We start from the raw sequence: 26,316 nt of genomic DNA, 5'->3' as shown, positions 1-26,316 counted from the left end.
TTCCCCATGACTGCATACTTCGCGCCCGAACAAGGCAACTCAAATCCACTCTTTAAGCTTGGCGCCTACCTGCGCAAAGGCGAAGCTACCGACTCTGGCCAGCAACTTTTCTTAAAGGGCGGCCGCCAGGCAGACGTCTTTTACCGCAATCGCTGGGCCTTCGACAAGATGGTGCGCTCCACCCACGGCGTGAACTGCACCGGTTCGTGTTCGTGGAAGGTCTACGTCAAAGACGGCGTCATCACCTGGGAATCCCAGGCGGTGGATTACCCCACCACCGGCAATGACATGCCAGAGTACGAGCCCCGTGGCTGCCCGCGCGGTGCCTCCTTTTCCTGGTACACCTACTCTCCTACCCGCGTGCGTTACCCGTATGCCCGCGGCGTGTTAGTGGATATGTTCCGCGAGGAAAAGGCAAAGCACGGCGATTCCGTCCTGGCATGGCGCGCCATCCAGGAGGACCCAGAAAAGCGCAAGGCGTATATTTCCCAGCGCGGCAAGGGCGGGCTTATCCGCATTTCTTATGAAGAGGCCATCGATATCGCCTCGGCCGCGCACGTCTACACCATCCGCAAGTACGGGCCGGACCGCATCAACGGCTTTACCGTGATCCCGGCCATGTCCCAGATCTCCTATGGTGCCGGCATGCGCTTCCTGCAGACCATCGGCGGCGTCGCGCTCTCCTTCTACGACTGGTACGCCGACCTGCCCCCGGCATCGCCGCAGACCTTCGGCGACCAGACCGATGTCCCCGAATCCGGTGACTGGTACAACTCTTCCTACCTCATGATGTGGGGCTCGAATATCCCGGTCACCCGCACCCCGGACGCCCACTTCATGGTGGAATCGCGCTACAAGGGCACCAAGGTCGTCGTGGTCTCGCCCGACTTTGCGGATAACACCAAGTTCGCCGATGAGTGGGCCCGCATCGAGCCAGGCACGGATGCCGCACTGGCTTTTGCCATGGGTCACGTCATCTTGAAGACCTTCCACGTGGACCGCCAGGAACCGTACTTCCTGAACTACATGCGCAAATACACCGACTCGCCCTTCCTGGTCTCCCTGGAAGACCACGGCGACGGCACCTACACCCCAGGCAAGTTCCTCACCGCCTCGCAGCTTGCCGATGCCACCTTGAATTCCTCCCCCAACGCCACCCACCGTGGCTTGGTGATGGAAGAAGACGGGCGCATCGTTGACCCCGGCGGCACCGTGGCAGACCGCTGGGATAACGAGAGCGCCAAGTGGAACCTGGCGCTGGATAACGCCGATCCGGTCATGTCCATCGCAGAAACCGATAGCTTTGACACCGCCGAGGTGCTCTTCCCCCGCTTTGACCTCGATACCAATCCAGAGGACGTGGGAACCGATAAGCCGATTGGCGCGGGCATCGTCCACCGCGGCGTTCCCGTCCGCGAGGTCGACGGCAAGCTGGTTACCACCGTCTTCGACATCATGCTCGCCCACTACGGCGTCAACCGCGAGGAACTCCACCTGCCGGGTAGCTGGCCGAGGGACTTCCACGATTCCAGCGAAGTCGGCACCCCCGCTTGGCAGGAAGAGCTCACGGGCGTGGCCGCCGATACCGCCATCCGCATCGGCCGCGAATTCGCGCAAAACGCCGCGGATTCTAAGGGCCGCTCACAGATCATCATGGGCGCTGGCGTCAACCACTACTTCCACGCCGATAATATCTACCGCACCTTCTTGGCGCTGACCTCCATGTGCGGCACCCAGGGCGTTAACGGCGGCGGTTGGGCGCACTACGTGGGCCAGGAAAAGCTGCGCCCGATCAACGGCTGGACCCAGTGGGCCATGGCCGCCGACTGGCAGCGCCCGCCGCGCCACATGATTTCCACCGGCTTCTACTACTTCGCCACCGAGCAGTACCGCTACGATAATTCGCGCGCCTCTCACTTGGGTTCGCCGCTTGCTAGCCACGGCTCCATTGGGGACAAGATGGTCTCCGATACCATGGCGGAATCCATGCGCCGCGGCTGGATGCCGGCCTACCCGCAGTTCAACCGCAACTCCCTCTTCCTTGCCGATGAAGCCGATGAGGCCGGCATGGACATCAACGACTACGTGGTCCAAGAGCTAGAAAATGGCCGCCTGGAATTCTCCTATGACAACCCGTCCGCCGAGGAAAACTGGCCGCGCATCCTGCTCAACTGGCGCACCAACCTGCTCGGCTCGTCCGCCAAAGGCACCGAGTTCTTCCTGCGCCACCTCTTGGGCATCGACTCGGATGCCACCGCGGAAGAACTAGCCCCCGAAGACCGCCCGCGCAGCATCAAGTGGGTGGATAAGGCACCGGAGGGCAAGTTGGATCTGATGATGACCACGGACTTCCGCAATACCTCCACCACGCTGGTCTCGGACCTCATCTTCCCGGCCGCAACCTGGTACGAAAAGCACGATATGTCCTCTACCGACATGCACCCGTACCTGCACTCGTTTAACGCGGCGATCAACCCGCCGTGGGAGGCGCGCTCGGACTACGAGGTCTTCCGGGACTTGGCCGCAGCGCTCTCCGATAAAGCCACCAAGTGGCTCGGTGTGCAACGCGATGTCATTACCCAGCCGAGCCACCACGACAGCCCGGACGAGCTCGGCATGCCCAACGGCATCGTCCCCGACCCCGAAGAACAGGGCCTTATCCCTGGGGTCACAATGCCGAAGCTGCATGTGGTCGAGCGCGATTACACCAAGGTCTACGAAAAGTGGGCTCACTTAGGCCCGCTTCCCGCCAAGGCCGGCACCGGCGTGCACGGCACCAAGTTCAACGTGGAAAAGCAGGTCAAGGAGCTCGAGCTCATCTGTGGCACCACGGAGACCTCGATGGGCGAGCTGGTGGACCTGTCCAAGGACACCAAGGTCATCGACGCCATTTTGCACCTTTCCGGTGTCTCCAACGGCGAGCTAGCCAAGCAAGGCTTTGAGTTCCTGTCCTCGCGCACCGGCAAGGATCTCACCCCGCTGGGCGCTCCCGATGAAGACGTACGCATCACGTGGGACGACATCAAGGAACGCCCGAAGGAGGTCATCACCTCTCCCGAGTGGACCGCCGATAAGCGTAATAAGCGCCGCTACACCGCCTTTTCCATCAACGTCGAGTTTGATAAGCCGTGGCACACGCTGACCGGCCGCATGCAGTACTACATCGACCACGACTGGTTTATGGACTACGGCGAATCGCTGCCGATCTTCCGCCCACCGCTGGATCACGTCCACATGCACGGCGAATTCGCGCCGGGCACGGAATTGACCAATGACCGCGGCGAGGCTGAAGTCACGCTGCGTTACTTGACCACGCACAATAAGTGGTCCATCCACTCGCAGTACTTCGACAACCTGCACGTACTGTCCATCTCGCGCGGTGGCCAGGTGGTCTGGATGTCCAATAAGGACGCCGAGAAAATCGGTGTGACGGACAATGACTGGGTTGAGGTATATAACCGCAACGGCGTCGTCTCCGCCCGCGCCATCGTCTCCCACCGCATTCCGGAGGGAACCATGCTGTGCAACCACGCGCAGGAGCGCACCGTGGGCACGCCGATCAACGAGCACACCGGCCGCCGCGGCGGCACGCACAACTCGCTGACCCGCATTTCCATCAAACCGGTGCACATCGCTGGCGGCTATGGCCAGCTGACCTACCACTTCAACTACATCGGCCCTACCGGCAATAACCGCGATGAAGTCACCCGCGTACGCCGCCGTTCCCAGGAGGTATCCTACTAATGAAAGTCATGGCCCAAATCTCCATGATCATGAACCTGGACAAGTGCATTGGTTGCCACACGTGTTCAGTTACCTGTAAGCAGGCATGGACCAACCGCGAAGGCACCGAGTACATCTGGTTCAATAACGTCGAAACCCGCCCCGGCCTCGGCTACCCGCGCACCTGGGAGGACCAGGAAAAGTGGAAGGGCGGCTGGGAGCGCACGGCATCCGGCAAGATCAAGCCCAAGGCCGGCGGGCGCCTCAAGAAGCTTGCCACTCTCTTTCACAACCCCAACCTGCCCACCATCCAGGATTACTACGAGCCCTGGACCTACCAGTACGAGGACCTGATGGGCGCCGAGGCGGGTCAGAAGACCCAGCCCACCGCCAAGCCGGTCTCCCAGATCGATGGCCGGGACATCGGCAAGATTGAATGGTCCTCCAACTGGGACGATAACCTGGGTGGCTCTACTGCCACGCTTGACGATGACCCCGTGCTCCACAACATGAACCTCGAGGTCAAGAAGGAAATCGAGGACTCGTTCATGTTCTACCTGCCGCGCATTTGCGAGCACTGCATGAACCCGACCTGCGTATCCTCCTGCCCCTCTGGCGCGATGTACAAGCGCACCGAAGACGGCATCGTCCTGGTGGACCAAGACCGCTGCCGCGGCTGGCGCATGTGCGTATCCGGCTGCCCGTATAAGAAGGTCTACTTCAACCACAAAACCGGCAAGGCCGAAAAGTGCACGCTGTGCTACCCGCGCCTCGAGGTTGGCCAACCCACCGTATGTTCCGAGACCTGCGTGGGCCGCCTGCGCTACTTGGGCGTCATCCTCTACGATGCCGACCGCGTCGCCGAGGCAGCCTCCACCGAGAATGAGCAGGACCTTTTCGAGGCACAAAAGTCGATCATGCTCGACCCCCACGATCCAGAGGTAGTCCGCGCGGCCCAAGCCGAGGGCATCCCGCACTCCTGGATCGATGCCGCGCAGCAGTCGCCGATCTACGACCTCATCTTCAAGTACGGCGTCGCTCTGCCGCTGCACCCGGAGTACCGCACGCTGCCGATGGTCTGGTACATCCCGCCGCTGTCGCCCATCGTTGACAAGGTGACCGCAACCGGTAACGACGGTGAGGACCACAAGATCCTCTTCTCGGCGCTATCGAATATGCGCATTCCTCTGGAATACTTGGCGGGCCTATTTACCGCCGGCGATACCGTCCCGGTGGAAAAGTCCCTGCGCAGGCTCGTCGCCATGCGCTCGTATATGCGCGATATCAACCTGGGCAATGAGCCGCAGGAGGAGATCGCGCAGGCAGTCGGCATGACGGGCAGGGACATGGAAGGCATGTACCGCCTGTTGTCCATCGCCAAATACGATGACCGCTACGTCATCCCAACCGCCTCGCCCGAATCCCCGCGCGGCATTACCGATTTGGATCCATTCGGCGATGTGGACCCGGCCAAGGCCTCCGAAGACGTCTTCCACGACCTGGGCATGGGCGCGCCCGAGGCCTGTACCCACGGCGCGGAACCACAGGGCAAGGTCTCGCTGCTCTCCTGGAGCGGCGACCGGCCCGATGCCATGTTCCCGCCGCGGAAGTAGGTTAAGCCGTGAATATCTTCGATAAACTCCGCAAACGCCAGGAATCCCTGCAGCGGCAATCGGCCCAGCAGGGTGGCGATGCCCCCGTGGCAGGATTCGGAACACCCGCCGGCATCGGTTCCATGGGCGGTGCCAAGGACGTCGAAAAAACGCTGCGCACCCACACCGGTCAGGTCCCTAACGAATTCGTCACGCCGGTCGAGGTCACCGAAGACCAGCGGCGAATCGTCGCCATGGCCGTGTCCGTGCTGCTTAATTACCCCGGCGAAGACATCTTTGACCGCCTCTCAGTGGTCGAAGACCAGGTAGATGACCTGCCGCTGGCCATTGCCACCGACTTCATCAACTTCGCCGAATGGGCCCGCAGCATCGGCCCCCGCGGCTTGGAAGAGCACTACGTCGAGACCTTTGACCAGCGCCGCCGCTGCGCGCTGTACCTGTCCTACTTTGCTGTTGGCGATACCCGCCAGCGCGGAATGGCCATCTTGTCCTTCCGCCAGCAATTGGAGTCGCTCGGCTTCGAAATTTCGGATGAAGAACTACCGGATCACCTCTGCGTCGTCCTCGAAGCCCTCGCCATGAGCGAGGGGGACACGCACGAGCGTGCCGTTGAATTGGTGGCCAGCTACCGCGAAGGAATCGAGGTGCTGCGCGCTGCCCTCGCTCACGAGCGCTCGCCGTATGTCAGCTTGATCGTCGCGCTGTGCAAGGCCCTTCCAGAAGTCGATTCTGATACCGCGCAAAAGTACGTCGATCTCATCCGCACCGGCCCACCCGCCGAGATGGTCGGCATTGCAGACCTTCCCTTCCCCACTACCCAACCAGACCTCGTCTAGGAGCCACATCATGTTTGATAACTTCCTCTGGGGTGCCTTCCCGTGGTTAGCCATCGCGGCATTCTTCGTGGGCATCTTCTGGCGTTGGCGTTCCGACCAATTCGGCTGGACCACCCACTCCTCCCAAATCTATGAATCCAAGCTGCTGCGTTTATCCTCGCCGCTTTTCCACTGGGGCATGGTCTTCGTCGTCATCGGCCACCTGATGGGCTTGGCTTTCCCCAAGTCCTGGACCCAGGCCGTTGGCATCAGCGACCACGCCTACCACCTCCTGGCCACCATCCCAGGATCCATCGCCGCGCTGGCAGTCCTGCTGGGCTTTGCCGGATTGCTGTATCGCAGGCTGAAGAACCGCTCCGTGTTCTTGTCCACCTCTACCTCGGACAAGGTCATGTACGCGCTGCTCGGCCTCGCGCTGGTATCGGGTTCTTTTGCCACCTTTACCCTGCAGCTTTTTGACCTCGCCGGCACCGGTGGATACGACTACCGCGAAACCATTTCCCCGTGGCTGCGCCAGCTGTTGATCTTCAACATCCAGCCCGATCTCATGGCCAGTGCCCCGTGGCAATTTAAGGTCCACGTCCTCTGCGGTTTCACCATCATCGCCGTGTGGCCCTTTACCCGCCTGGTCCATGCCTTCTCGGCGCCGGTCGGCTACGTTACCCGCCCGTACGTGGTCTACCGTTCCCGCGATGAGCGCACCACCCCGATGCGCTCCAATACCGCGTGGGAGCCTATCCGCTCCAACCGGAAGCAATTGGAAGGAGAAACCCCGGGCCACGGTGCCTAGGTAGTTTCCTCCCCCTCTTCACCGCCGCGCGCTGTCCAATATTTGGATGGCCCGCGGCGGTTTCCTTATGTCTACATCTACTCCGGCGCTCCCCATGCACCCACCACTCGCCCTTCACGCTCACCGGCACAGCGGTACGACCGCAATCACAGCCGCCCTGTGAGCGCCAAGGGAGGTGGGCAATAAAGAACCCCCGCCCTTCGCGCTCACGGTAAGAGGTGGAACTACCTCTCGGCAGTGCCCTGGTGAGCGCGAAGGGCGGGGGTGGGGACGGGAAGTTAAGAACGCTTTATTCGGTGACGACGAACTTGCCGTGCTGTCCCTTTTCCGCGTTGGTCATGATGTGGTTGACAAAGGAATAGGTTCCGGGCTCGTTGAAGGTCATTTCCACAAACCCGCCTTGCGCGGGAAGTAGGTCGAAGGCCTGCGAGCCGGTCTTATCCTCGTCCTTGATGAGGTAGGCGCCTTCCTTATAGGCAGTATCGAATTGCTCGCCCACCACGTGGAAGCTAAGCGGCTGATCGGGGCCCACGTTCAGGATCCACAGGCGAACGGTATCGCCTACCTTGGCCTTGATGGGATCGACGTCGTACTGGCTGGGGTAGTAATTAAAGGCCATGAGGTCGAACTCGCCATCGGCTACGCGCTGGGCATCGGCGCCGGTCTTTTCCTCGCCGAGGAAGACATCGTTGGCGATGAAGTTGTACTCGGCATCCACGTCCTTAAGATCTGGTGGATCGATAATGACGTTGCCGGCCATGCCGTTGGCGATGTGCAGGGACATCGGGGCAGTTGAGCAGTGGTACATCCAGATTCCGGCGCGATTTGCGGTGAACTCGTAGGTCAGTTCTTCCCCGGGCTGGATGGACTTCATGTTTTCATCGGGGCTGACCTCACCGGCGTGGAAGTCGATGGAATGGGCCATGCTGCCCTCGTTCTTGATGGTGATCTTGAACTTATCGCCCACCTTGCCGCGCAGCGTCGGCCCGGGCGCTTGGCCGTTAAAGAGCCATTGCATCTGCTTGACACCGGGGGCTACCTCAACGATTTCCTCGGTCATAGACCAGGTTTCTTCATGCGTGGTGGTATTGGCCGCTGGCGCGAGGGAGGCGTCATGGGCTTTAAAACCTTCGCGGGAGGCACCGAGTTCGGCGGCGCTGGGAACATCAACGTGCGGGTTGGACGCCCCGGCCACGGCGTGATGGTGATGATCGTGCCCGCCGGTACTTGACGTGGAATCGCCCACGTTGACGTCAAAGGTCATGCCCTGCAGGCGGTGGCCGGCGATGGTGCAGTAGCCTTCGATGCTCGAGTCGATGACGCCGGCATCAAGCTGCACGGTATCGCCGGGATCGACGCGGCCGGTTTCGGCATCGCCAATCTTGAGATCGTGGACTTGGTCGCCGGTATTGGTGAAGTTAACCACCAAGTGGGTGCCGGGATCCACGTCAACGTGGTTGGGGACGAAGGCCATGCCATCGACTTCCACGTCAATGGTGTGGGTTTCGCCTTCGGCCACAGAGCTCGACGGCTGGGAGTCCTTAGAGGTGGTATTGACTAGGGCCAGTGCGATAACCGCGGCAAGCGCGATGCCGATGAGCAACCACGAGGCCCACTGGGAGTTACCGGACTCCGGCGGCTTATCCTGTGGCTGTGGGGAAGAAACACTAAGCATTTAATTCTCCAGATTCTGTTGTTGGTAAACGGCGCGGCCCACGGCAAGCACGTTTAATGCTAAGCCTATCCCCATGAGGATAAGCCCGGCAGCCAGGGCATTGACAAGGCTCAGCAAGGCGCCGAGGTTGATGAGGACGAGTCGGGCAAAACCCGCGCGGTCCGCGGTAGCCCGGCCGTGGTGCACCTTGGCAGGTCCCCCTCCCACCAGCGTGGGCAAGAGGTGGTGCAATACGCCCGTGACCATTTGCAAGACTCCACCACCGATGAAGGCCGGGACCAAAAATAGCGTGATGACGCGCGGATAGGCACCAAGCGCTGCGGCCACGGCATCCCCGGCACACAGGGCCACCATCCATAGCAGCCCCGCGATGACGGAAACCGATGCAGTGGTCAGCCGGGGGTTGCGCCCCAGCACGGTGGCCAGTACCGGTTGGATGATCATGATGGCGGCGAGCACGACGAGCAGCTGGGCGATGCCCGCCGCGCGCGTCCACCCCACCGCGCCGCAGACCATGGTCAGTGCCAGCCCGGCGCAGTGGACGATGAGCCCGCGCGTGCACCTGGTGCGCGCGGTGGGCGAAATCGCGGTGCTGGACAAGGTGGGAAGCAGCGTCACGATGGTGCCCACGATGGTCAGCCATGCAAATCCCCACACCATGCCGCGCGAATGGGCGGCCACCAAAAAGGAATAGTTGCCCACGCCATTGCCGCTTAAGATCACGAGCACCACGGAGGCGATCATGAAGATGGACGCGGCCGCGTAAAACGGCACCGTGACCGCGAAGGACCCGGAAAGCGATCCGCGCAAACGCGTGTAAGTGAAGGCGAGCTGCCAGGCAAGGGCGGCGATGATGAGGAGGGAGGCGGCATCGGCAAGCAGGCCCCAGTCATACCCCGCGCGATCGATAATGAGCAGGATAAGGCCCACCTGGATGAGCGCCACGCGCGCGCCCACGCCGCGGTAACCGTTATTGGCGGTGCGGGTAAGCGCCTCGGTGAAATGGGTGGAAAATACGACGATGGCGGTAGTCAGCGCGCCGATGGTCAGCGGGTGGATGAGATCCCACCACACCACCGGCGCGCCCAGGTGACCCGCCACGTTGATGCCGATGCCGATGAGCACCCACGCGCCGATAAGGGCTGCGGTCACGATGTGCCAGCGGCTGCGGGCGGCCAGGGAGATGTCATTAATGTGCACGGTGGGCCTCCTTGACCGTCAAAGTTACGCCGCAAGCGAGGAAAACCAAGACGGCGGCAATGGTGGTCAGACCGCCTACCTGGTAGGCAAGGGTGTGGCGGGAGACATCGGCAAGAATGCGCAGCGCCAGCCCGCCGTGCAGGACCGCTACGGGGAGGAACAGCACCGGATGGTAGGGCAAGTGGCGGCGGATGACGGAGGTAATGATGATGGGGGCATGGGCAAAAATCATGGACATGACAAAGCCCAAGAAGATGGCGTGCACGGAGGCGTCGTAGGCAAAGCCGGAGCTTTCCCCGTAGAGCAGCCAGAAATATCCGCCGAGGGCCAGCCAGAAATACCCGGCGAGCATGCAGGCGGCGGAATAGCGCGGCAGCCCGCGCGAGCGCACCAGGTTCTTCGCCACATCCACGCGCACGGTAGAAACCGCAACGCCGATAAGCGCCGCGCCCATGGCGCGATAGCCCACTGCCGGGGAGAGCATATAGACCACGCTGAGCGCCGCCAGCCCCAAAACCCACAGGGTAATGCGCTTTTCTGCCTGGGTGCCGGCCATGGTGATGCGGGCTAGCTCCATGCGCTCGCCGATGATCGTCGCTACCACGTAGAGCACGCACAGCGGCATCGCAGTAGAAAAGGCCGGCTCCATGGCCCACAGCAGGGCCGCCGCTACCCCGCCGATGACGCCGGTGGCCTGCACGATGATGGACAAGGCGGGCTGGCGCCGGTGGATGGTGGCATAGATAAACCCCAGCACTATGAAGCCTGCGGCAAAACACAAAGCCGGAACCTGCCGCGGCAGGCCCGCCACGATGCCCACGAAGCCGGCGACGTGGAAGATGGGGCCTATCCATGCCCACCGCGTGCGCACGGCGACGGCGCGCTCCAACCCGATGGCGCCGCCGACAAAGCCGAAGACCATCAAGGGGCCATGATCCGCAGCCAGAGAAGCTGCCGGTGAGAATCCCACGCCGAGCAGGGATGCCCCGGCGGCGAGCCCAAGCAGCAAGGACAGCCCGGCGCAAGCAAGGAAGAAGAAGCGGTGCGCGAGCCTATTATTTATCACGGCTTTAATCGTACTAATATTGGTGGCAAGGTAAAACTCTCACCCCACCTCCGAAAGGATGACTCTCCCCATGGAACTTCCCATCACCGATTCCTCCCAGCAACACTCCATTCCCACCCTCAACGCCACGGAAATCCCCCACGCCGTGCGCCACGGCGCCATCCACGGCGCTTTGGGCACGCTGAACGTGGGCCAAGCCATGATCCTCATTGCCCCGCACAACCCACTCCCTCTACTCAAGGAAGTGGAAGAGCGCGCGGAGGAATTTGAGCTGTCTTACCTCAAGGAAGAAGAAAACGACTATCACATCAAGTTCACGCGAATTTCGTAGTGTATTCCCGTGCTAATCGATAGGCTAAGTGGTGATAACTCTATCTCTCGTACATAGTTGTCTACATAACACGGAGCATTCACTATGAATAAGAAATTTGCCGCAGCCGCCGTGGCTGCGACCGGCTTGGCGCTCTCCGCCTGCTCTCCCGATACCTCCACCACCTCCGATGCAGAGCAGACCAGCTTGAACTTGCTGGCTGCATCGTCCACCCGCGTCATCAACGATGAGCTGGAAAAGCGCGCTTCCGAGTTCGACACCCCGGTTGACCTCGAGTTCCAAAATGGCGGCTCTTCCGACTTGGTCAATAAGCTGAGCGAGGGCGCTCCTGCAGACCTGCTGCTCACCGCGTCCAAGAAGACCATGGACAAGGCAATCAATGACGGAACCGTCAAGGACCCGAAGGTGCTTGCCACCAACGTCATGGTGATGGTTGTACCGAAGGGCAACCCGGGCAATATCCACTCCATCGAGGATCTGCAGAACGAAGACCGCTTCGTCATCTGTGACCCACAGGTTCCATGTGGCGATATCTCTTCCCAGATCATCGAAGAAAACAACCTGGACGTAAAGCCTGCCTCCCAGGAGCAGCAGGTCGCTGACGTTTTGGGCAAGGTTGTCTCCGGTGAGTCCAATGCCGGCTGGGTCTACTCCACCGACGCTGCAGCCGCTGGCGATGACGTAGAGGTCATCGAGATTCCGGATGCTGATAAGTTCGCCAACCAGATCCTGGGCGCCGTTTCCGCCGAGGCTGAGCACCCAGAAGAGGCGCAAAAAGTCCTCGACCTGTTGGCCGATGACTTTGATAAGACCTGGGAAGAGTACGGCTTTAACCCAGCAGATTAATAAATGACCCCTCCCCAGCCCATACGCCTTAAATCTCCCCTCGTTATCGGCCTTATCGGCCTCATCGCGGTCGTTGTCATCCTCGTTCCCGTAGCCTCCCTGGGGCTGCGCGTACCGTGGAACCGCATCGGCGAATACCTCGCCAAACCGGAGATTTGGGACATGCTCAAGCTGTCCCTTACCGCGGCATTCCAATCAATGCTGCTGGCGATGGTGCTGGGGACCGGTCTTGCCTTTTGGGTCCAACAGCTCGGCCGAGGCAGCGGCGTTATCCGCCTGTTCATTTATTTGCCCCTGGCCATGCCGCCCGTGGTGGGCGGCCTCGCGCTTACCGCAGCCATTGGCCGCAGGGGCTACTTGGCCCCGTTTCTTGACGCCATAGACTTCCATTTTGCTTTTGCTTTTCCCGGCGTCATCGCCGCGCAGTGCTTCGTCGCCTTGCCCTTCGTCGTGGTGGCGGTCGATTCCGCCCTGCGCCAATTGGATCAAGAGATCTTGGCCTCTGCCGCCAGCGTGGGACTTTCCCGCTGGGAGGTACTGCGAAAAATCACCATCCCCTCCATCGCCCCCGCCCTGGCCACCGGCGCCGGCCTTGCGTTTGCGCGCTCCCTTGGCGAGTTCGGTACCACGCTGACCTTTGCGGGCTCCCAGCCGGGCGTGACCCGCACGATGCCGCTCGGCATTTACTTGGAGCGCGAGGTCGATACCGATGGTGCCTATGTGCTCTCCGCCATCCTCATTGCGATGGCTATCCTCTGCCTCGCCCTCGCCGGGCTTCCCTCTCTCCTCCAGCGTTCCTACCGAGCGCAGGCCCGCGAGCTACACAGCATGGACTATGAGAAGCTCAGCGCCCTGACGGCCCCAGAAAAGGCCCCCACCCTAAACGTCACGGCGGATGGAGAGACCACGGAATTTACCCCGCGCGCGATCACGGCCATCGTCGGTTCCAATGGCTCGGGCAAGACCACACTCATGGGGCGCATCGCCGGGCGGCTGACCGGCGCGGAGATTACCGCCGACCCAGATGAGATCGTCCTGCTTACCCAGCGCCCCGGCCTGCCGCCGCGGGCCACCGCCAACCAGGCCATTGCGATGGTCACCCGCGATAAGCAGCGCGCCACGGAGTTGCTGGAGGCGGCGGGCTTGTGTGAGCTTAACGATGTCCCCGTGCCCGCCCTTTCCGGCGGCCAGGCCGCCCAAGTGGCCCTCGTCCGCGCGCTCGCCGCGCGGCCCACCATCCTGATTTTGGATGAGCCCTTGGCGGCCATCGACGTGGAATCCGCCAGCAAGTGGCGCCGCTTCCTGCGCGCTACCCGCCATGACCGCACCACCTTGCTGGTGACCCATAATGCGTTGGATATTGCCGGGCTTGCCGATGACATGGTGGTCATGAATTCCGGCCGCGTCACCGCCCACGGACCTGCCGCAGACCTCCTCGATGTCCCACCCACCGGCTTTGTGGCTAATATTGCAGGGCTCAACCGCGTGGAAGGCACCGTTTCAGAGGCCACCGCTGCCGAAACCGTCGTTACCTGTGGAAACACTACCGTCACCGGCGGGCCCGCCGAACTCCGCGCCGGCGATAAGGCAGCGGTCACGTTTAAGCCAAGCGACGTGCACCTGACGTCCGACGAGGCTACCGGGGTTAATCACTGGTCCACCAAGGTCATCGCGGTGGAAGCAGCCAGCATGGCGGATGCCCGGTTGAGCCTGAATATGGACGGCCACACCATTACCGTGCCGGTAAGCAGGCAGGTGGCTTTAGGTATTGATACGGGCGATACCGTATCCTATAGCGTGGCTAAAGATAAGATTTCTGTTAATCAAGCCCCTCATCAGCACTCAGAGATACGAAGTTAATCGCATGCCCAATTCGCTCCCCCGCCCCAGCTCCGATCTTTTCCCGGAAGCGCTCAAGCTATCGCCTAAGCAACGCGAGGTACTCACGCAGCTGCAGCATTATCCACGGGGAGCGCGCGCTGCAGAGGTAGCAAAAGATTTAGGCATGCACGTCAATACCGCGCGCGGGCACATCGATGAGCTCATTCAGGTCGGCGCCATTACCGCCGTTCCAGAACACAGCTCTGGGCGCGGGCGCCCTTCCCTTGTGTACCAGGCCCGCGTGCCGGATAACCGTGCCATCGCAGAGGAATACGTCAGCCTCATTAGCGTGCTGACCTCCATGCTCGCGGGCAAGGAAGAGCTCGATGATTTCTCTTCCCCACAGGCACGGGAATTGGGGCGGCAGTGGGCGCGCGCCACGGGCGCGGATATCCAGAGCGGCGCGCTCGATACCCTTTTTGCCACCCTGCGCGATATGGGTTTTGATCCCTCGCAGGGCGCGGATCCTTCCGAAATCGAGTTGAATGCCTGCCCGTTCGTCTCCTCCGGAACCACCCCGAGCCCCTTTGTCTGTGCCATACACGCTGGCTTTTTGCAAGAAGCCAGCGGTACGGACACGGGCATCGCCTTAACGCCGATGCAGCGCCCCGAAGTGTGCCAAATCGAGATTAAGCCTGTGTAACTTCCACGCGGACCGGGCCCGCGACCTTGAGATCGAAGACGCGCAGGCCCTGCTCGCGGGCATCATCAAGAATGCTCTCGTCGATGTCCTCCGTGTGCAGCACCATCACCGTCGGCCCCGCCCCGGAAAGATAGGCGGCGTACCCGCGGTTGCGCAGGCGGTTCACCCACTCCGCGGTCACGGGAAGCACGTCGGCGCGATACGGCTGGTGCAAGCGGTCGCGGGTGCCTTCCCACAAAAGCTCTGGGTAGTTCTGCAATGCGGCTACCTGGACTGCGGTGCGGGAGACGTTAAAGGCGGCATCGGAATGCGTCACGTGCGAGGGCAGGACGCGGCGCACCGCCTGGGTGGAGGCATGGGAATCCGGCACCAGCGCGGTCGCCCGGATATCGGGATGCACGTTGATGGTAGCGGCCTTGTATTCCGGCAAGGAGCGGCCATCGACGGGCACCGTCGTCCACGAGACCACGGCGCTGCCCAGTACCGAGGCCGCGGCATTATCCGGGTGGCCCTCAAACGCCGAGGACAGTTGCACGAGCTGATCTTGGGTCAGCGGGCTGCCCGCCAAGGCATTGCCCGCGGCAACGCCGGCGACCGCTGTAGACGCCGAAGAACCCAGACCGCGCGATTGGGGAATCGTATTATGCGAGACCACGCGCAGCCCTGGCACCGTAGCTTCGGCAGCAGATAGTGCGGACCGGATGGCCTTGACCATCAGGTGCGATCCATCGCGCGGGAGGTCATCTGCCCCCTCGCCAAAAATCTCCACCTCGAGGCCGGAGGGAATGACCTCCACCTCGGCGGTGTCGTACATGCTCAGTGACATGCCCAGGGTGTCATATCCCGGCCCCAAATTCGCCGTGGAGGCGGGGACGGTGACTATCGCTTTGGTGCCGACTTCAACTTCGATGCTCATGGTGACTAATATATCGAACCGTTTTAGCTGCCCAGGCGGATGACCGAGTGAACGGTTTTGACCTCATCGAGCTCGCCCAAGGCGGAGACGATGTTTTCCAGAGTTGCTTCCTTGGCTGCGTGGGTAACCACGATAAGGCGCGCGGTGTCCTCGCCGTCTTCTTGGCGCACGGTGCGCAGGGATACCCCATGCTGTGCGAAAAGCGCGGAAATGGCTTCCAAAACGCCGGCGCGGTCTTGGACCTCCATATCAATGTGGAAGCGGGTATCGACCTCGCCGAAGTCCGCAATCGGCAGGTTGGCGTAGGTATTCTCGCCAGGCGCGCGGCCGCCGTGGACGATATTGCGGGCGGCACCGACGACATCGCCAAGCACGGCCGAAGCGGTAGGGTTGCCGCCGGCACCATTGCCGTAAAACATGAGCGAGCCGGCTGCCTCTGCCTCGACGAAAATGGCGTTATAGGACTCGCTGACGGTAGCCAGCGGGTGCTCCTTGGCCACCAAGGTCGGGTGCACACGCGCGTTGACCACTTCGGATCCGTCCTCGCGGCGCAGGCGCTCACAAATGGCCAGCAGCTTGATGGAATAGCCGGCATCGTTTGCCGCGGCGATATCGTCTGCGGTGATATCGGTAATGCCCTCGCAGTGCACGTCCTCGAACTTCACGCGGGTGTGGAAGCCGATGGAGGCCATGATGGCGGCCTTCGATGCGGCATCGTGGCCCTCTACGTCCGCGGTGGGATCCGCCTCGGCGTAGCCCAAGCGGGTGGCTTCCGCTAAGGCCTCATCATAGGAAGCACCGGTGGATTCCATGGCGTCCAGGATGTAGTTGGTCGTGCCATTGACGATGCCGGAGATGCGCTCGATCTGGTCGCCAGCCAAAGAGCGGCGCAGCATGCCCACAACCGGAATGGCGGCAGCCACGGCCGCTTCAAAGTAGAGGTCAACCCCGGAGCGTTCCGCAGCCTCGGCCAATTCATCAGCGTGCGCGGCAACCAGCGCCTTATTCGCCGTCACCACGGACTTGCCGGAATTAAGCGCGGTCAAAACCAGCTCGCGCGGGAAATCGATCCCGCCGATGACCTCCACCACCAAGTCAATATCATCGCGGGAGATCAGGGCCTTAGCATCATCGGTCAACAATTCGCTGGGCACGCCCGGGCGCAGCTTATTCTTATTCTGGATGGCGATGCCACGGATCTCTGCTGGCCCACCGATGCGATGAGCAAAGGCATCCGCATTTTCATCTAAGAGGCGGAAAACTTCCGCGCCCACGGTGCCGAATCCAAGCAGCGCAATGCCAACGGTTTCGCCTTCGCCCTTGCCGGTACGCGAATGTAGCTGTAGCTGACTGTTTGAAGCATCCATAGTCCGTCTCCATGTCGATTAAGTGGTGGAAAATGTCTCCCGCTGTATGCGGCTACAGGTCACTATACAGAACGAGCTGTCTATATTGCGACATGCGGGGGATAATATTCGTTCAGCTACAGAAAACCCCCGCCGCACGGGCCGAATGCGGTCCCTGCGTTACGGGGGTAGTACTGGGCTTAATCCACTTCCAAGGACAAAAGATCCTCAATGGTTTCGCGCCGCAACATGGGCTTGGTATTTCCCACGCGCGTTGCCACCACAGCCGGGCGCACCGCGCCGTTATACCGGGATGACATCATGTACTGATACCCGCCGGTAGCCGCGAAAGCGAGCAAATCTCCCGGCTGGATATCATTGGGCAATTCGCCTTCCTCCAGCAGGATATCGCCGGATTCGCAGTGGAAGCCCACGATGCGCGAGGGCACCATCTCGCCATCGCTAAAGCGGTTCACCAGTCGCACATCGTATTCGGAACCATAGAGCGCGGGACGAATATTATCGGACATTCCCCCATCAATGGAGATATACCGGCGCACCGGCAAATCGGCCTTGCCGGTTTCCACGTCCTTGACCGTGCCCACGCGGTAGACGGTCACGGCAGAACCCGCTACCAAGGAACGCCCCGGCTCCACGAGGAGGAACGGCGCCTTAATATCGAGATCTTCCGCGGTCTGGTCCACGGCGCGCAGCATGTCCTTTGCCACGCGGTCAATATCCAGCGCTTCCTCATAGGGCATATACGGAATACCAAAACCGCCGCCCAAGTCCAGCTCGGCTAGGTCAACGCCCAGCTCGGTGTGGATTTGGCGGTAGAGCTCCAGCACGCGCTCGGCGGCGAGTTTAAAACCCTCGGCATTGAAAACCTGAGAACCCACGTGGCAGTGCAAGCCACTCAAGTGGAGGTTTTCCACCTCAAGGCAGCGCTTCGCGGCGGCAAAAGCCGCACCGGTAGCCAGGGAAATACCGAATTTCTGGTCCTCGTGCGAGGTAGCAACGAACTCGTGCGTATGCGCATCCACACCCGGCTTAACGCGAATCATTACCGGCTGCACCACGCCAGCCTCGCCGGCGATGCGGTTGAGCTCTTCGAGCTCCTGCTCATTATCAATGACCACGTGGCCCACGCCTGCATCCACGCACAGGCGCAGGTATTCCTCGTCCTTATTATTGCCGTGCGCAGTAATGCGCGCGGCTGGGAACTCTGCGGCGAGGGCAATCTTTAGCTCATTGAGCGCGGCGGCATCGAGACACAGGCCCTCTTCGTTGACCCACTGCACGACCTTTTTGGAAATGAATGCCTTAGAGGCATAGTGCACGTGATCGGGTCCACCGAAGGCGCGGGCCATGTCTTGGCAGCGCGAGCGGAAGTCGTCCTCATCGAAGACGTACAGCGGAGTCTGGAACTCCTCTGCCAAATCCGGCAAGGGCACTTCCGCCACGGTGACGACGCCATCTTCCTGGCGGCTCGCATTCCGCGGCCACACGTGGGCGGGAAGCTCATTGAAATCAGTCATTTACATCTTCTCCGGTGAGCTCACGCCAACCATGGTCAATGCATTGGACAGGACGACGCGGGAGGCTTCCGCCAATGCGAGGCGTGCGCTGTGAATGGGCTGCTCTTCCTCCCCTGCCTTGGGCAGAACCTGGCAGGTGTCGTAGAAACGGTGGAATACGCCAGCCAACTCTTCGGCATAGCGCGCCACTCGGTGCGGCTCGCGCAGTTCCGCGGCATCTGCCACTACGGCAGGGAACTCACCCAGGGTGCGGATGAGGTCGCCTTCGCGCTCATGCTCCAGCAGGGAGAGGTCCGCACCCTCGGAGCTCACTCCTAGCTCGGCGGCCTTGCGCCCGATCGAGCACAGCCGCGCATGGCCGTATTGCACGTAGTAGACAGGATTATCCGAGGACTGCGACTCCCACAGGCCCAAGTCGATATCGATGGACTGATCCACGGACGAGCGCACCAGCGAATACCGCGATGCATCGACACCGATGGCGGCGACCAAATCCTCAATGGTGATCACGGTGCCCGCGCGCTTAGACATGCGCACCGGCTTGCCATCGCGCAGCAGGTTGACCATCTGGCCAATGAGCACCTCGACGCCATCGGCGTCATAGCCCAGGGCGGCTGCTGCCGCCTTCAAGCGCGGGACATAACCGTGGTGGTCAGCGCCCAACATGTAGATATTGAGATCGTGACCGCGGTCGAATTTATCGGCCACATAGGCGATATCGCCGGCGATATAGGCCGCATTGCCGTCTGATTTCACCACGACGCGATCCTTAGAATCACCATAATCGGTGGACTTTAGCCACCACGCGTTGTCCGCCTCATAAAGGTGGCCTTCAGACTTCAGGGTCTCAAGCGCCTTATCTACTGCGCCAGATTCAAAGAGCGAGTTTTCGTGGAAGTAGACATCAAAGTCCACTCCAAATTCGTGCAGGGATTGCTTAATCTGCGCAAACATCATCTCCACGCCATCGGCGCGGAAGGCTTCTTGCACCTGCGCGGCATCGCCCCCGAGCGCGCTTGGATTCTTTTCCACCACCGCGCTTGCGATGTCGTGGATATAATCTCCGCCGTACCCGTCCTCCGGCGTGGGCTCGCCTTTAGCTGCGGCAACAAGGGAGCGCGAGAAGCGGTCGATCTGGCCGCCGTGATCGTTGAAGTAGTACTCGCGGGTGACCTCTGCGCCGGAAGCAGTGAGCACCCTGCCCAGCGAATCGCCGACGGCGGCCCACCGCGTACCACCCAGGTGAATCGGGCCGGTGGGGTTGGCGGATACGAATTCCAGGTTAATTTTCTTGCCCGCAAAGGAATCATTGGAACCGTAGTCCGCGCCGGCCTGCAGAATCTGAGCGACGATCTCGCCCTGGGCAGCGGCGGCCAGTCGGATATTAATAAAGCCAGGGCCGGCAATATCGGCCTCTGCAATCGCATCGTGCTCGGCCAATTTTTCCGCTAGCCAGCCGCCAAATTCGCGCGGGTTAGCGCCGGCTTTCTTGGCCACCTGCAAAGCAAGGTTGGTGGCATAGTCACCGTGTTCTGGGTTGCGGGGGCGCTCAACCGTCGCAGTGTCCGGCAATACGGACGCGTCTAGGTCATGTTCTGCCATGACCGCGGTGGCGGATTCTTTAACTAAGGTGGCCAAATCAGCTGGAGTCATGTGGCAAGAGTCTAGTTCACTGCCCCGACACGTGCGAAAAGAAGCACTGGCTAACTTTTCCGGGGGCCGAAATTGGCCGTTTGATAGACCTCTTAGGCAAACCTATATTGCGATATATATTACAAAATATATGCTGATAACAAGGTGATACACCCTACGATTCACCTGGTGAATGTGTAGGGTTAATTACACCTCCATGACTTAAAAAACTAATAAGGAGCACCGTATGCGCATTGCGCTTTTTTCTACTTGCATTGGTGACACCCTGTTCCCGGACGTCCAAAAGGCGACGGCATTGGTCCTTTCCCGGTTAGGTCACGAAGTGGTCCTTCCGGAAGAGCAAACCTGCTGCGGCCAGATGCACATCAACACCGGCTACCAGAAGGAAACTCTGGGGATGATCCGCTCTTATGCGAATGCCTTCGCAGATCCTTCCATTGACTACGTCGTGGCCGCCTCCGGTTCCTGCGTGGCAGCAGTTCGCGACCGCCACGAGAGCATCGCCGACCGCTACGGTACTTCGGCCGATGTGGATGGCGCGCAGAAGACCGCGGGAAAGACCTACGACCTCACGGAATTTTTGGTCGATATTGAGGGCGTGACCAACGTCGGCGCTTTCTTCCCGCACCGCGTGACCTACCACTCCGCTTGCCACGGCCTGCGCTTCCTTAAGCTAGAAGACCGCCCCTACAAGCTTTTGCAAGAAGTCGAGGGCATCGACTTGGCACCGCTGGCCAATAGCGAGGAATGCTGCGGCTTCGGCGGCACCTTCGCACTGAAGAATCCGGAGGTCTCCCAGGCCATGGTCTCCGATAAGACTCGCCACATTAAAGACACCAAGGCCGAGTACGTGACCGCCGGTGACTCCTCCTGCCTGATGAATATCGGCGGCGCCCTGCACCGCCAGCGCTCCGGCATTCGCGCCCTGCACATGGCAGAGATTTTGGCCTCCACGAAGGAACACCCGTGGCAGCCTGACTCCGCCGCTTACTCCAAGGAGACGATGCTCTAATGACCTCTTTCCTCGATACCACCCCACCACGCGCCCCTGAAGGCTACGGCAACCTGCGCGGTAGCAAGGCCTTCGTCCCGCTCGCGCACGTTGGGCTGAATAATGCTACCCAGCGCCACAACCTGCAGCACGCGACCACCACCATCCGCCAAAAGCGCGCCAACACCGTGCAGGAAGTAGATGACTGGCAGCAGCTCCGCAACGCCGGTTCTGCCCTCAAAGAGGACGTCGCTGCCCGCATGCCGGAACTGCTCGAGCAGTTTGAAAAGGCCGTGTCTGACCGCGGCGGCATCGTCCACTGGGCACGCGACGCCAAGGAAGCCAACAAGATCATTGAAGGGCTCATCCGTGAAACGGGCGAGACCGATGTGGTCAAGGTGAAATCCATGGCTACCCAGGAAATCGGCTTAAACGAGCACCTCGAAGAAGCCGGAATTCACGCCCAGGAAACCGACTTGGCAGAGCTCATCGTCCAGCTTGGTGACGATAAACCATCGCACATTTTGGTGCCCGCAATCCACCGCAACCGCGCGGAGATACGCGATATCTTTGTCAATAAGATGCCCAATACGGATGACTCGCTAAAGGCTGAGCCCGCCGAATTGGCCGAGGCATCCCGTAAGTTCCTGCGCCAGCAGTTCATGAAGGCCAAGGTCGCCATTTCCGGCGCCAACTTCGGCGTGGCCGAGACCGGTACCGTAAACGTCGTGGAATCTGAGGGCAATGGCCGCATGTGCCTGACGCTGCCGGAAACGCTGATTACCGTCATGGGCATCGAAAAGCTCGTGCCTACCTTCCAGGACCTGGAAGTCTTCCTGCAGCTGCTTCCCCGTTCCTCCACCGCGGAGCGCATGAACCCCTATACCTCCATGTGGTCCGGTGTGACGGAGGGCGATGGCCCGCAGAACTTCCACATCGTTCTGCTGGATAATGGACGCACCGCTGCGCTGTCCTCGCCTATTGGCCACCAGGCGCTGAAGTGCATCCGTTGCTCGGCCTGCCTGAACGTCTGCCCCGTGTACGAGCGCGCCGGCGGACACGCCTACGGCTCCGTGTACCCGGGCCCCATCGGTATCTCGCTGACGCCGCAGCTTACCGGCATGAAAGACCACAACGATCCATCGGCAAGCCTGCCGTATGCCTGCTCGCTGTGCGGGCGCTGCGATGACGTGTGCCCGGTGAAGATTCCGCTTTCTGATGTCATCGTGGAAAACCGCCATCAAAAGGTCACCCACGCTGCCTCTCCGATCGAGCCGAAGCTCTTCAAGACGGTGCAGCTGCTCTGGGATAACCCCAAAATGTGGGATAAGGTCACCCACCTCGTCGCACTTGGCCGCGTGATGGGTGGATTCAACGGCACCATCGAATCGCTGCCGCTGTTTATGTCCGGTTGGTCCGATGGCCGCGATACCGCGATTCCACCGAAGAAATCCTTCCGCCAATGGTTCGACTCCGAAGAAGGCAAAGAGCTGCTGGCTAATGCCCGTAAGGAGGCCACCAAGTGAGCGCAAAGCAAGACATCCTAAACCGCATTCGCTCGGCACAGAAGCAGGCTGGGCTTGCAGATCACGTCGATGTGCCGCGCGAATATCAGCGCAAAGGCACGCTAAACGATGACGAGCTGCGCGAGATGCTGGTCGATCGCCTTGAGGATTACAAGGCGGAAGTACACGTCACGGAGGAAAGCGATCTTAAAAAGACGCTGGATACCATCGTCGCCGACCGCAAATGCACCGACATCCGCTACGCCCCGGGTATGAATGCCGATCTTTTTGACGGCCTTCAGGCGCGTCCGGACGACGAGGACGCGGACCCGCGCGAGCTTGACGATGCCGACGCCGTCGTCACCGAGTCCCTCGTGTCTTCCGCACAGACCGGCACCATCGTATTGCAGTCCGATTCCCGCTGCGGCCGCCGCGCACTGACGCTAGTACCGGACCGCCACATCTGCATCGTCCGCCGCGACGAAATCGTCTACGGCATCCCCGAGGTCATCTCCCGGATGGACCCCGACAAGCCCGCAACGTGGATTTCTGGTCCTTCCGCGACCTCCGATATCGAGCTTTCGCGCGTCGAGGGCGTGCACGGCCCGCGCGATCTCATTGTGATTATTGTGAAGTAGCGTGGTTAGGGTGCCGAGTTAGGGCACCCGCCGCGTGGAAATCACTGCCACGAACCTGAAAAAAGCATAAGCTGACTCTGACGAACGCTATAGAAGTCGGAGCTTTAGCTTATGCTTTCTTTTTCTAGAAAAATTTCAACCGTAGTGTGCGCCAGCGCCCTCGCACTGGGCGTGGCAGCCCCCACCGCCGCGGCGGCGGAGCCGGACATCACTTGGGAGGATTGCCCCGAACAGGTCAACCTCAATGGCGCCGAGTGCGGCCGGATAGAGGTGCCTACCTACTACGATAATCCCGCGGCCGGCACCATTAGCGTCGGTTTCGTTCGCGTGCCCGCGGCACAACCAGATGCGCGGCGCGGCGCGCTGTTTACCAACCCAGGCGGCCCAGGCGGTGACGCTTATTCTTGGGCTGGAAACGATGCCGTCGAATGGCCCGAGGAAATTCGCAACGAGTGGGATCTGATCGGCGTCCAGCCGCGCGGCCTGCCTGGTTCCACCCCGGTGGACTGCGCTACCACCCCGAACTTCAATCCCATCGAGGCCACTACGCAGATCGGCAAGGCCACCCGCGATGCCTGCGAGCAGAATACCCCTGGCTATACCAACTCTTTGACCACCGCCAATACCGCCCAAGACTGGGAAATGGTGCGCCAAGCGCTGGGTGAGGACGTCATTGACATCGCCGGCGTTTCCTACGGCACTTACCTTGGCTCGGCTTATGCCACCAAGTATCCGCAGCACACCGGCAAGGTGCTGCTTGATTCCGGCATGAGCCCGCAGCTGGCATGGAACGGCATCTTCGCCTCACAGCAACAGGGATATGAGAATGCGCTGCACGATCTGTTCCAGTTCATCGCGGATAATGACGCCACCTATCATTTGGGCACTACCCCACTCCAGGTCTATGAAAAGTGGTCGCAGAAAGTCGCCATGGAAGCCGGTGCCCGCCCCACCGTATTGCCACCGGATGCGAAAATCGGTGACCTTCCCCCAGGGCTCGAGTTCGCCGGCCAACCGGGCGCGGACATCATGACCGCCACGGGTGAGCTGCGCGTACAGGCGGAATTCCTCGCCAACAAGGCTCTTAACCCACAAGCAGATCAGAGGGCCTCAATCACCTTAGGCAAGACCCGCGAGGTAGTTCCCATGCCCGCGCACTGGGATGAGTTTGCCAAGTACTTAAACGGCAGCAAGCCCCTCGAAGTCGTCGATGATCCGGAGCTTGCCCGCGCGGTGCAACAGCAAACAATCCAGATGATGAATATGCAAAACCTCATCGTCTGCAACGAGAACACCGTCGCCGGTAACCCGTGGCTCTTCCCCACCTACCTGTGGTCCAACTTCGTCACCGGCGATATTTTCTCCTTGGTTAATTCCATGTATGGATCTGGCGCCGGGTGTGGCGGCCGCGGACCCGTTACCGGCGGGGCACCACTCGATGGCTCGCACCTTGCCACCAAGCCCCTGCAAATCCAAGGCACGGGCGATCCGCAGACCCCGTACCAGTACCATGAGGCCCTCTCCCAGCCCATGCAATCGCGGGTCGTCACCGTCCACGGTCCCGGCCACGGACACTTTGCGCTGGGTAATAAGGCCGTCGATGAGATTGGCGTGCACTATCTACGCACCGGTGAGGTAACCACCGCTGACGCACCGGGCCTGATTTAGTTCCGCGGCGGCCGATGCGCTAGAATCACATCGTTGGGAATTTTCCCAGCGATGTCTCCGTAGCTCAGCGGATTAGAGCATCGGTTTCCGGTACCGAAGGTCGCAGGTTCGATCCCTGTCGGGGACACAAAATTTTTAGCCCTCTCGCTTTTTCCAGCGAGAGGGTTTCAATATACGCCCCGTTTGCGGATTAAGTAGCCACCGGAGGTTCAGGAAGCCCTTACCATCCTGAACCTCCGGGCTACCCCTCCAATTCTAAACGGAAGGATAAACCCATGACCACACGAACTCTCTACTTCATCGCCCTGGCCCTACTAGCCATATCTTTGATCATCAACGTCATCAACGGGTTCACTACCTCCAGCACCATTCTCACCGGTATGGCGGTGGTTGTACTTGGCTGTGCCACCTACAAGAAAGTATGGAAAAAATAAGCCTGCGAATCACGGACACAAACGCCGAGCGAAAATTGTGAGACGGGGCTAGGGCCAGCGCGTGGCAGGTGTCGCGGGCCCCGCTTTAATGTGAGTAAAGATCCCCATACTTAGTCTCTATCCATAGAACGTAGAAAATTCCACCGTCTTTCCAGCCAACGAATGGAAGGTTCTCTTGGTGCCGGAACACGCGGAATTTGGTTAGCTCTTGGAACTGCCTAGGGATTTGAGCTTTGATTTCGTTTTTTGGGATAAATTCCGAGCCGAGCCCGTGCCTGTGGTGATTAACGAGATCTCTCCAAGAAATTAGTGAGCATTTGTGCCATTTGTCGAGGAACTCGCGGCGCATCCTATCGGTCATTTGCCCGAATCCCCATCCGCTCTGCAGAAACCTAGTGGACAGGAGCGGGTATTCGTTCGATGCCGCTCGTATGGCGCTCAAGACGCCTGTATCTGCACCACTGTGATTCTTCGAAACCGGGCGCGTGCCACGTCTCTTACTCTTCTTTGCCATACCTAGTTGAAGTATTCTTTGAGGTCGGCATCAGAAATCTCAAGCCCCCGTTTTTCTTCAACGAAGTTTTTCTTCCAAGGTGACTCCGTGTGGGTTTTATTACGTAAAGCCCACGCCGAATAGGGGCCATACTTATTCCATACGTCAATCAGGGTATCTTCTACAGGCCGATAATCATCCCAATTGAAGTCATCAGAAATAAAAGTATCGGGGTCGATCGGGCTCTTACCGTACTTTTTAAGTTCGCGGTAGATGTCTACAACGACAGGTCCGTGGGCCCATGCTTCCATCCGTTCATTGAAGAGCGGCACCCCTCCGGAGGCTCGCATGTAAAGGCCCTTTGCGTAGTAAAGAAGCTTTTGAATTTTCAGCGGTGTGAGCTCGGCTTCTTCGGTTTCTTCAGCCCAAGCTACGAGCCATTCTGCGATTTGATGAGCAGTGTATTGCTTCATTGTGCACCTCCTTCCTGCTTGTTTTAAACGCTACAGCACGTGGAGAGCACTTTCTAT

At 60.4% G+C, this 26,316-nt stretch carries 21 protein-coding genes and 1 tRNA gene; 14 read left to right on the top strand and 8 right to left on the bottom strand.

The annotated features are described in order from the left end of the window. The first annotated feature begins 6 nt into the window (after positions 1 to 6). The 4 genes from EL217_RS04805 to narI are packed head-to-tail and all read left to right on the top strand — an operon-like array spanning position 7 to position 6,962. Positions 7 to 3,744 (top strand): nitrate reductase subunit alpha, encoded by a 3,738-nt coding sequence (locus EL217_RS04805; protein WP_126318816.1) that lies wholly within the window; start codon positions 7 to 9, stop codon positions 3,742 to 3,744. Further along, complete coding sequence (gene narH / locus EL217_RS04800; protein ID WP_126318814.1) at positions 3,744 to 5,336, top strand: nitrate reductase subunit beta; 1,593 nt, start codon at positions 3,744 to 3,746, stop codon at positions 5,334 to 5,336. The genes EL217_RS04805 and narH overlap by 1 nt, the downstream gene beginning before the upstream one ends. A gap of 8 nt (positions 5,337 to 5,344) precedes the next feature. Next, positions 5,345 to 6,172, top strand: coding sequence for a nitrate reductase molybdenum cofactor assembly chaperone (gene narJ, locus EL217_RS04795; RefSeq protein WP_005282382.1), 828 nt, complete (start codon positions 5,345 to 5,347; stop codon positions 6,170 to 6,172). 10 nt (positions 6,173 to 6,182) lie between these two features. Beyond that, positions 6,183 to 6,962, top strand: a complete 780-nt coding sequence (gene narI, locus EL217_RS04790; protein ID WP_005280178.1) for a respiratory nitrate reductase subunit gamma — start codon at positions 6,183 to 6,185, stop codon at positions 6,960 to 6,962. 289 nt (positions 6,963 to 7,251) lie between these two features. Here narI and EL217_RS04785 read toward each other — a convergent pair whose 3' ends face one another. Genes EL217_RS04785 through EL217_RS04775 form a run of 3 tightly spaced genes read right to left on the bottom strand, consistent with a single transcriptional unit; the run spans position 7,252 to position 10,903 of the window. Beyond that, entirely contained in the window at positions 7,252 to 8,637 is a 1,386-nt protein-coding gene (locus EL217_RS04785) for a multicopper oxidase domain-containing protein (protein ID WP_005280177.1), read from the bottom strand. Continuing rightward, the gene (locus EL217_RS04780; protein WP_005280176.1) at positions 8,638 to 9,837 is read right to left on the bottom strand and encodes a hypothetical protein; all 1,200 of its coding nucleotides are present in this window, start codon (positions 9,835 to 9,837) and stop codon (positions 8,638 to 8,640) included. Further along, a complete protein-coding gene (locus EL217_RS04775) occupies positions 9,827 to 10,903 on the bottom strand; it encodes a hypothetical protein (RefSeq protein ID WP_005280175.1) in 1,077 nt (358 codons plus the stop codon). Before EL217_RS04775 ends, EL217_RS04780 begins: the two co-directional genes overlap by 11 nt. Positions 10,904 to 10,973: 70 nt before the next feature. Here EL217_RS04775 and EL217_RS04770 point away from each other — a divergent pair, with 70 nt between their 5' ends. The 4 genes from EL217_RS04770 to EL217_RS04755 all read left to right on the top strand — a co-directional run bounded on the left by EL217_RS04770 (position 10,974) and on the right by EL217_RS04755 (position 14,604). Continuing rightward, positions 10,974 to 11,234, top strand: a complete 261-nt coding sequence (locus EL217_RS04770) for a DUF2249 domain-containing protein (protein ID WP_005282371.1) — start codon at positions 10,974 to 10,976, stop codon at positions 11,232 to 11,234. An 84-nt stretch (positions 11,235 to 11,318) separates the two neighbouring features. Next, positions 11,319 to 12,080: a molybdate ABC transporter substrate-binding protein gene (modA, locus tag EL217_RS04765; protein ID WP_023017772.1), complete on the top strand. Its 762-nt coding sequence runs from the start codon at positions 11,319 to 11,321 to the stop codon at positions 12,078 to 12,080. 3 nt (positions 12,081 to 12,083) lie between these two features. Further along, on the top strand, positions 12,084 to 13,940 hold the full coding sequence (locus EL217_RS04760; protein WP_005280172.1) for an ATP-binding cassette domain-containing protein: 1,857 nt from the start codon (positions 12,084 to 12,086) through the stop codon (positions 13,938 to 13,940). 4 nt (positions 13,941 to 13,944) lie between these two features. Then, positions 13,945 to 14,604, top strand: coding sequence for a helix-turn-helix transcriptional regulator (locus EL217_RS04755; protein ID WP_126318812.1), 660 nt, complete (start codon positions 13,945 to 13,947; stop codon positions 14,602 to 14,604). On the opposite strand, the gene thrB is transcribed toward EL217_RS04755, so the two are convergent. From thrB to argS, 4 genes are all read right to left on the bottom strand, one after another. Then, entirely contained in the window at positions 14,591 to 15,520 is a 930-nt protein-coding gene (gene thrB, locus EL217_RS04750; protein ID WP_005280170.1) for a homoserine kinase, read from the bottom strand. The genes EL217_RS04755 and thrB overlap by 14 nt on opposite strands. Positions 15,521 to 15,543: 23 nt before the next feature. Further along, entirely contained in the window at positions 15,544 to 16,887 is a 1,344-nt protein-coding gene (locus EL217_RS04745; protein WP_023017771.1) for a homoserine dehydrogenase, read from the bottom strand. Positions 16,888 to 17,066: 179 nt separating this feature from the next. Next, positions 17,067 to 18,404 carry a diaminopimelate decarboxylase gene (gene lysA, locus EL217_RS04740; RefSeq protein ID WP_023017770.1) on the bottom strand — a complete coding sequence of 446 codons (1,338 nt, stop codon included), beginning with the start codon at positions 18,402 to 18,404 and terminating at the stop codon, positions 17,067 to 17,069. Next, positions 18,405 to 20,057 carry an arginine--tRNA ligase gene (gene argS / locus EL217_RS04735; protein WP_126318810.1) on the bottom strand — a complete coding sequence of 551 codons (1,653 nt, stop codon included), beginning with the start codon at positions 20,055 to 20,057 and terminating at the stop codon, positions 18,405 to 18,407. 226 nt (positions 20,058 to 20,283) lie between these two features. Between argS and EL217_RS04730 the strand changes: the two genes are divergently transcribed. From EL217_RS04730 to EL217_RS11225, 6 genes are all read left to right on the top strand, one after another. Then, complete coding sequence (locus EL217_RS04730; protein ID WP_126318808.1) at positions 20,284 to 21,069, top strand: (Fe-S)-binding protein; 786 nt, start codon at positions 20,284 to 20,286, stop codon at positions 21,067 to 21,069. After that, on the top strand, positions 21,069 to 22,574 hold the full coding sequence (locus EL217_RS04725) for a lactate utilization protein B (protein ID WP_005282359.1): 1,506 nt from the start codon (positions 21,069 to 21,071) through the stop codon (positions 22,572 to 22,574). The genes EL217_RS04730 and EL217_RS04725 overlap by 1 nt, the downstream gene beginning before the upstream one ends. Further along, complete coding sequence (locus EL217_RS04720) at positions 22,571 to 23,191, top strand: LutC/YkgG family protein (protein ID WP_005282357.1); 621 nt, start codon at positions 22,571 to 22,573, stop codon at positions 23,189 to 23,191. Before EL217_RS04725 ends, EL217_RS04720 begins: the two co-directional genes overlap by 4 nt. A gap of 111 nt (positions 23,192 to 23,302) precedes the next feature. Beyond that, positions 23,303 to 24,859 (top strand): alpha/beta fold hydrolase, encoded by a 1,557-nt coding sequence (locus tag EL217_RS04715; protein WP_126318806.1) that lies wholly within the window; start codon positions 23,303 to 23,305, stop codon positions 24,857 to 24,859. A 53-nt stretch (positions 24,860 to 24,912) separates the two neighbouring features. Beyond that, positions 24,913 to 24,986: transfer RNA gene (locus tag EL217_RS04710), tRNA-Arg, on the top strand. 148 nt (positions 24,987 to 25,134) lie between these two features. Next, entirely contained in the window at positions 25,135 to 25,293 is a 159-nt protein-coding gene (locus EL217_RS11225) for a hypothetical protein (RefSeq protein WP_023017767.1), read from the top strand. 516 nt (positions 25,294 to 25,809) lie between these two features. Here EL217_RS11225 and EL217_RS04705 read toward each other — a convergent pair. After that, positions 25,810 to 26,259, bottom strand: coding sequence for a Panacea domain-containing protein (locus EL217_RS04705; RefSeq protein ID WP_005282350.1), 450 nt, complete (start codon positions 26,257 to 26,259; stop codon positions 25,810 to 25,812). Between the last annotated feature and the right edge of the window lie 57 nt (positions 26,260 to 26,316).

Source organism: Corynebacterium segmentosum (assembly GCF_900637825.1).
Classification (GTDB): domain Bacteria; phylum Actinomycetota; class Actinomycetes; order Mycobacteriales; family Mycobacteriaceae; genus Corynebacterium; species Corynebacterium accolens.
Note: the sequence above shows the minus strand (reverse complement) of the source record. Positions and strands in the feature narration are given on the sequence as shown.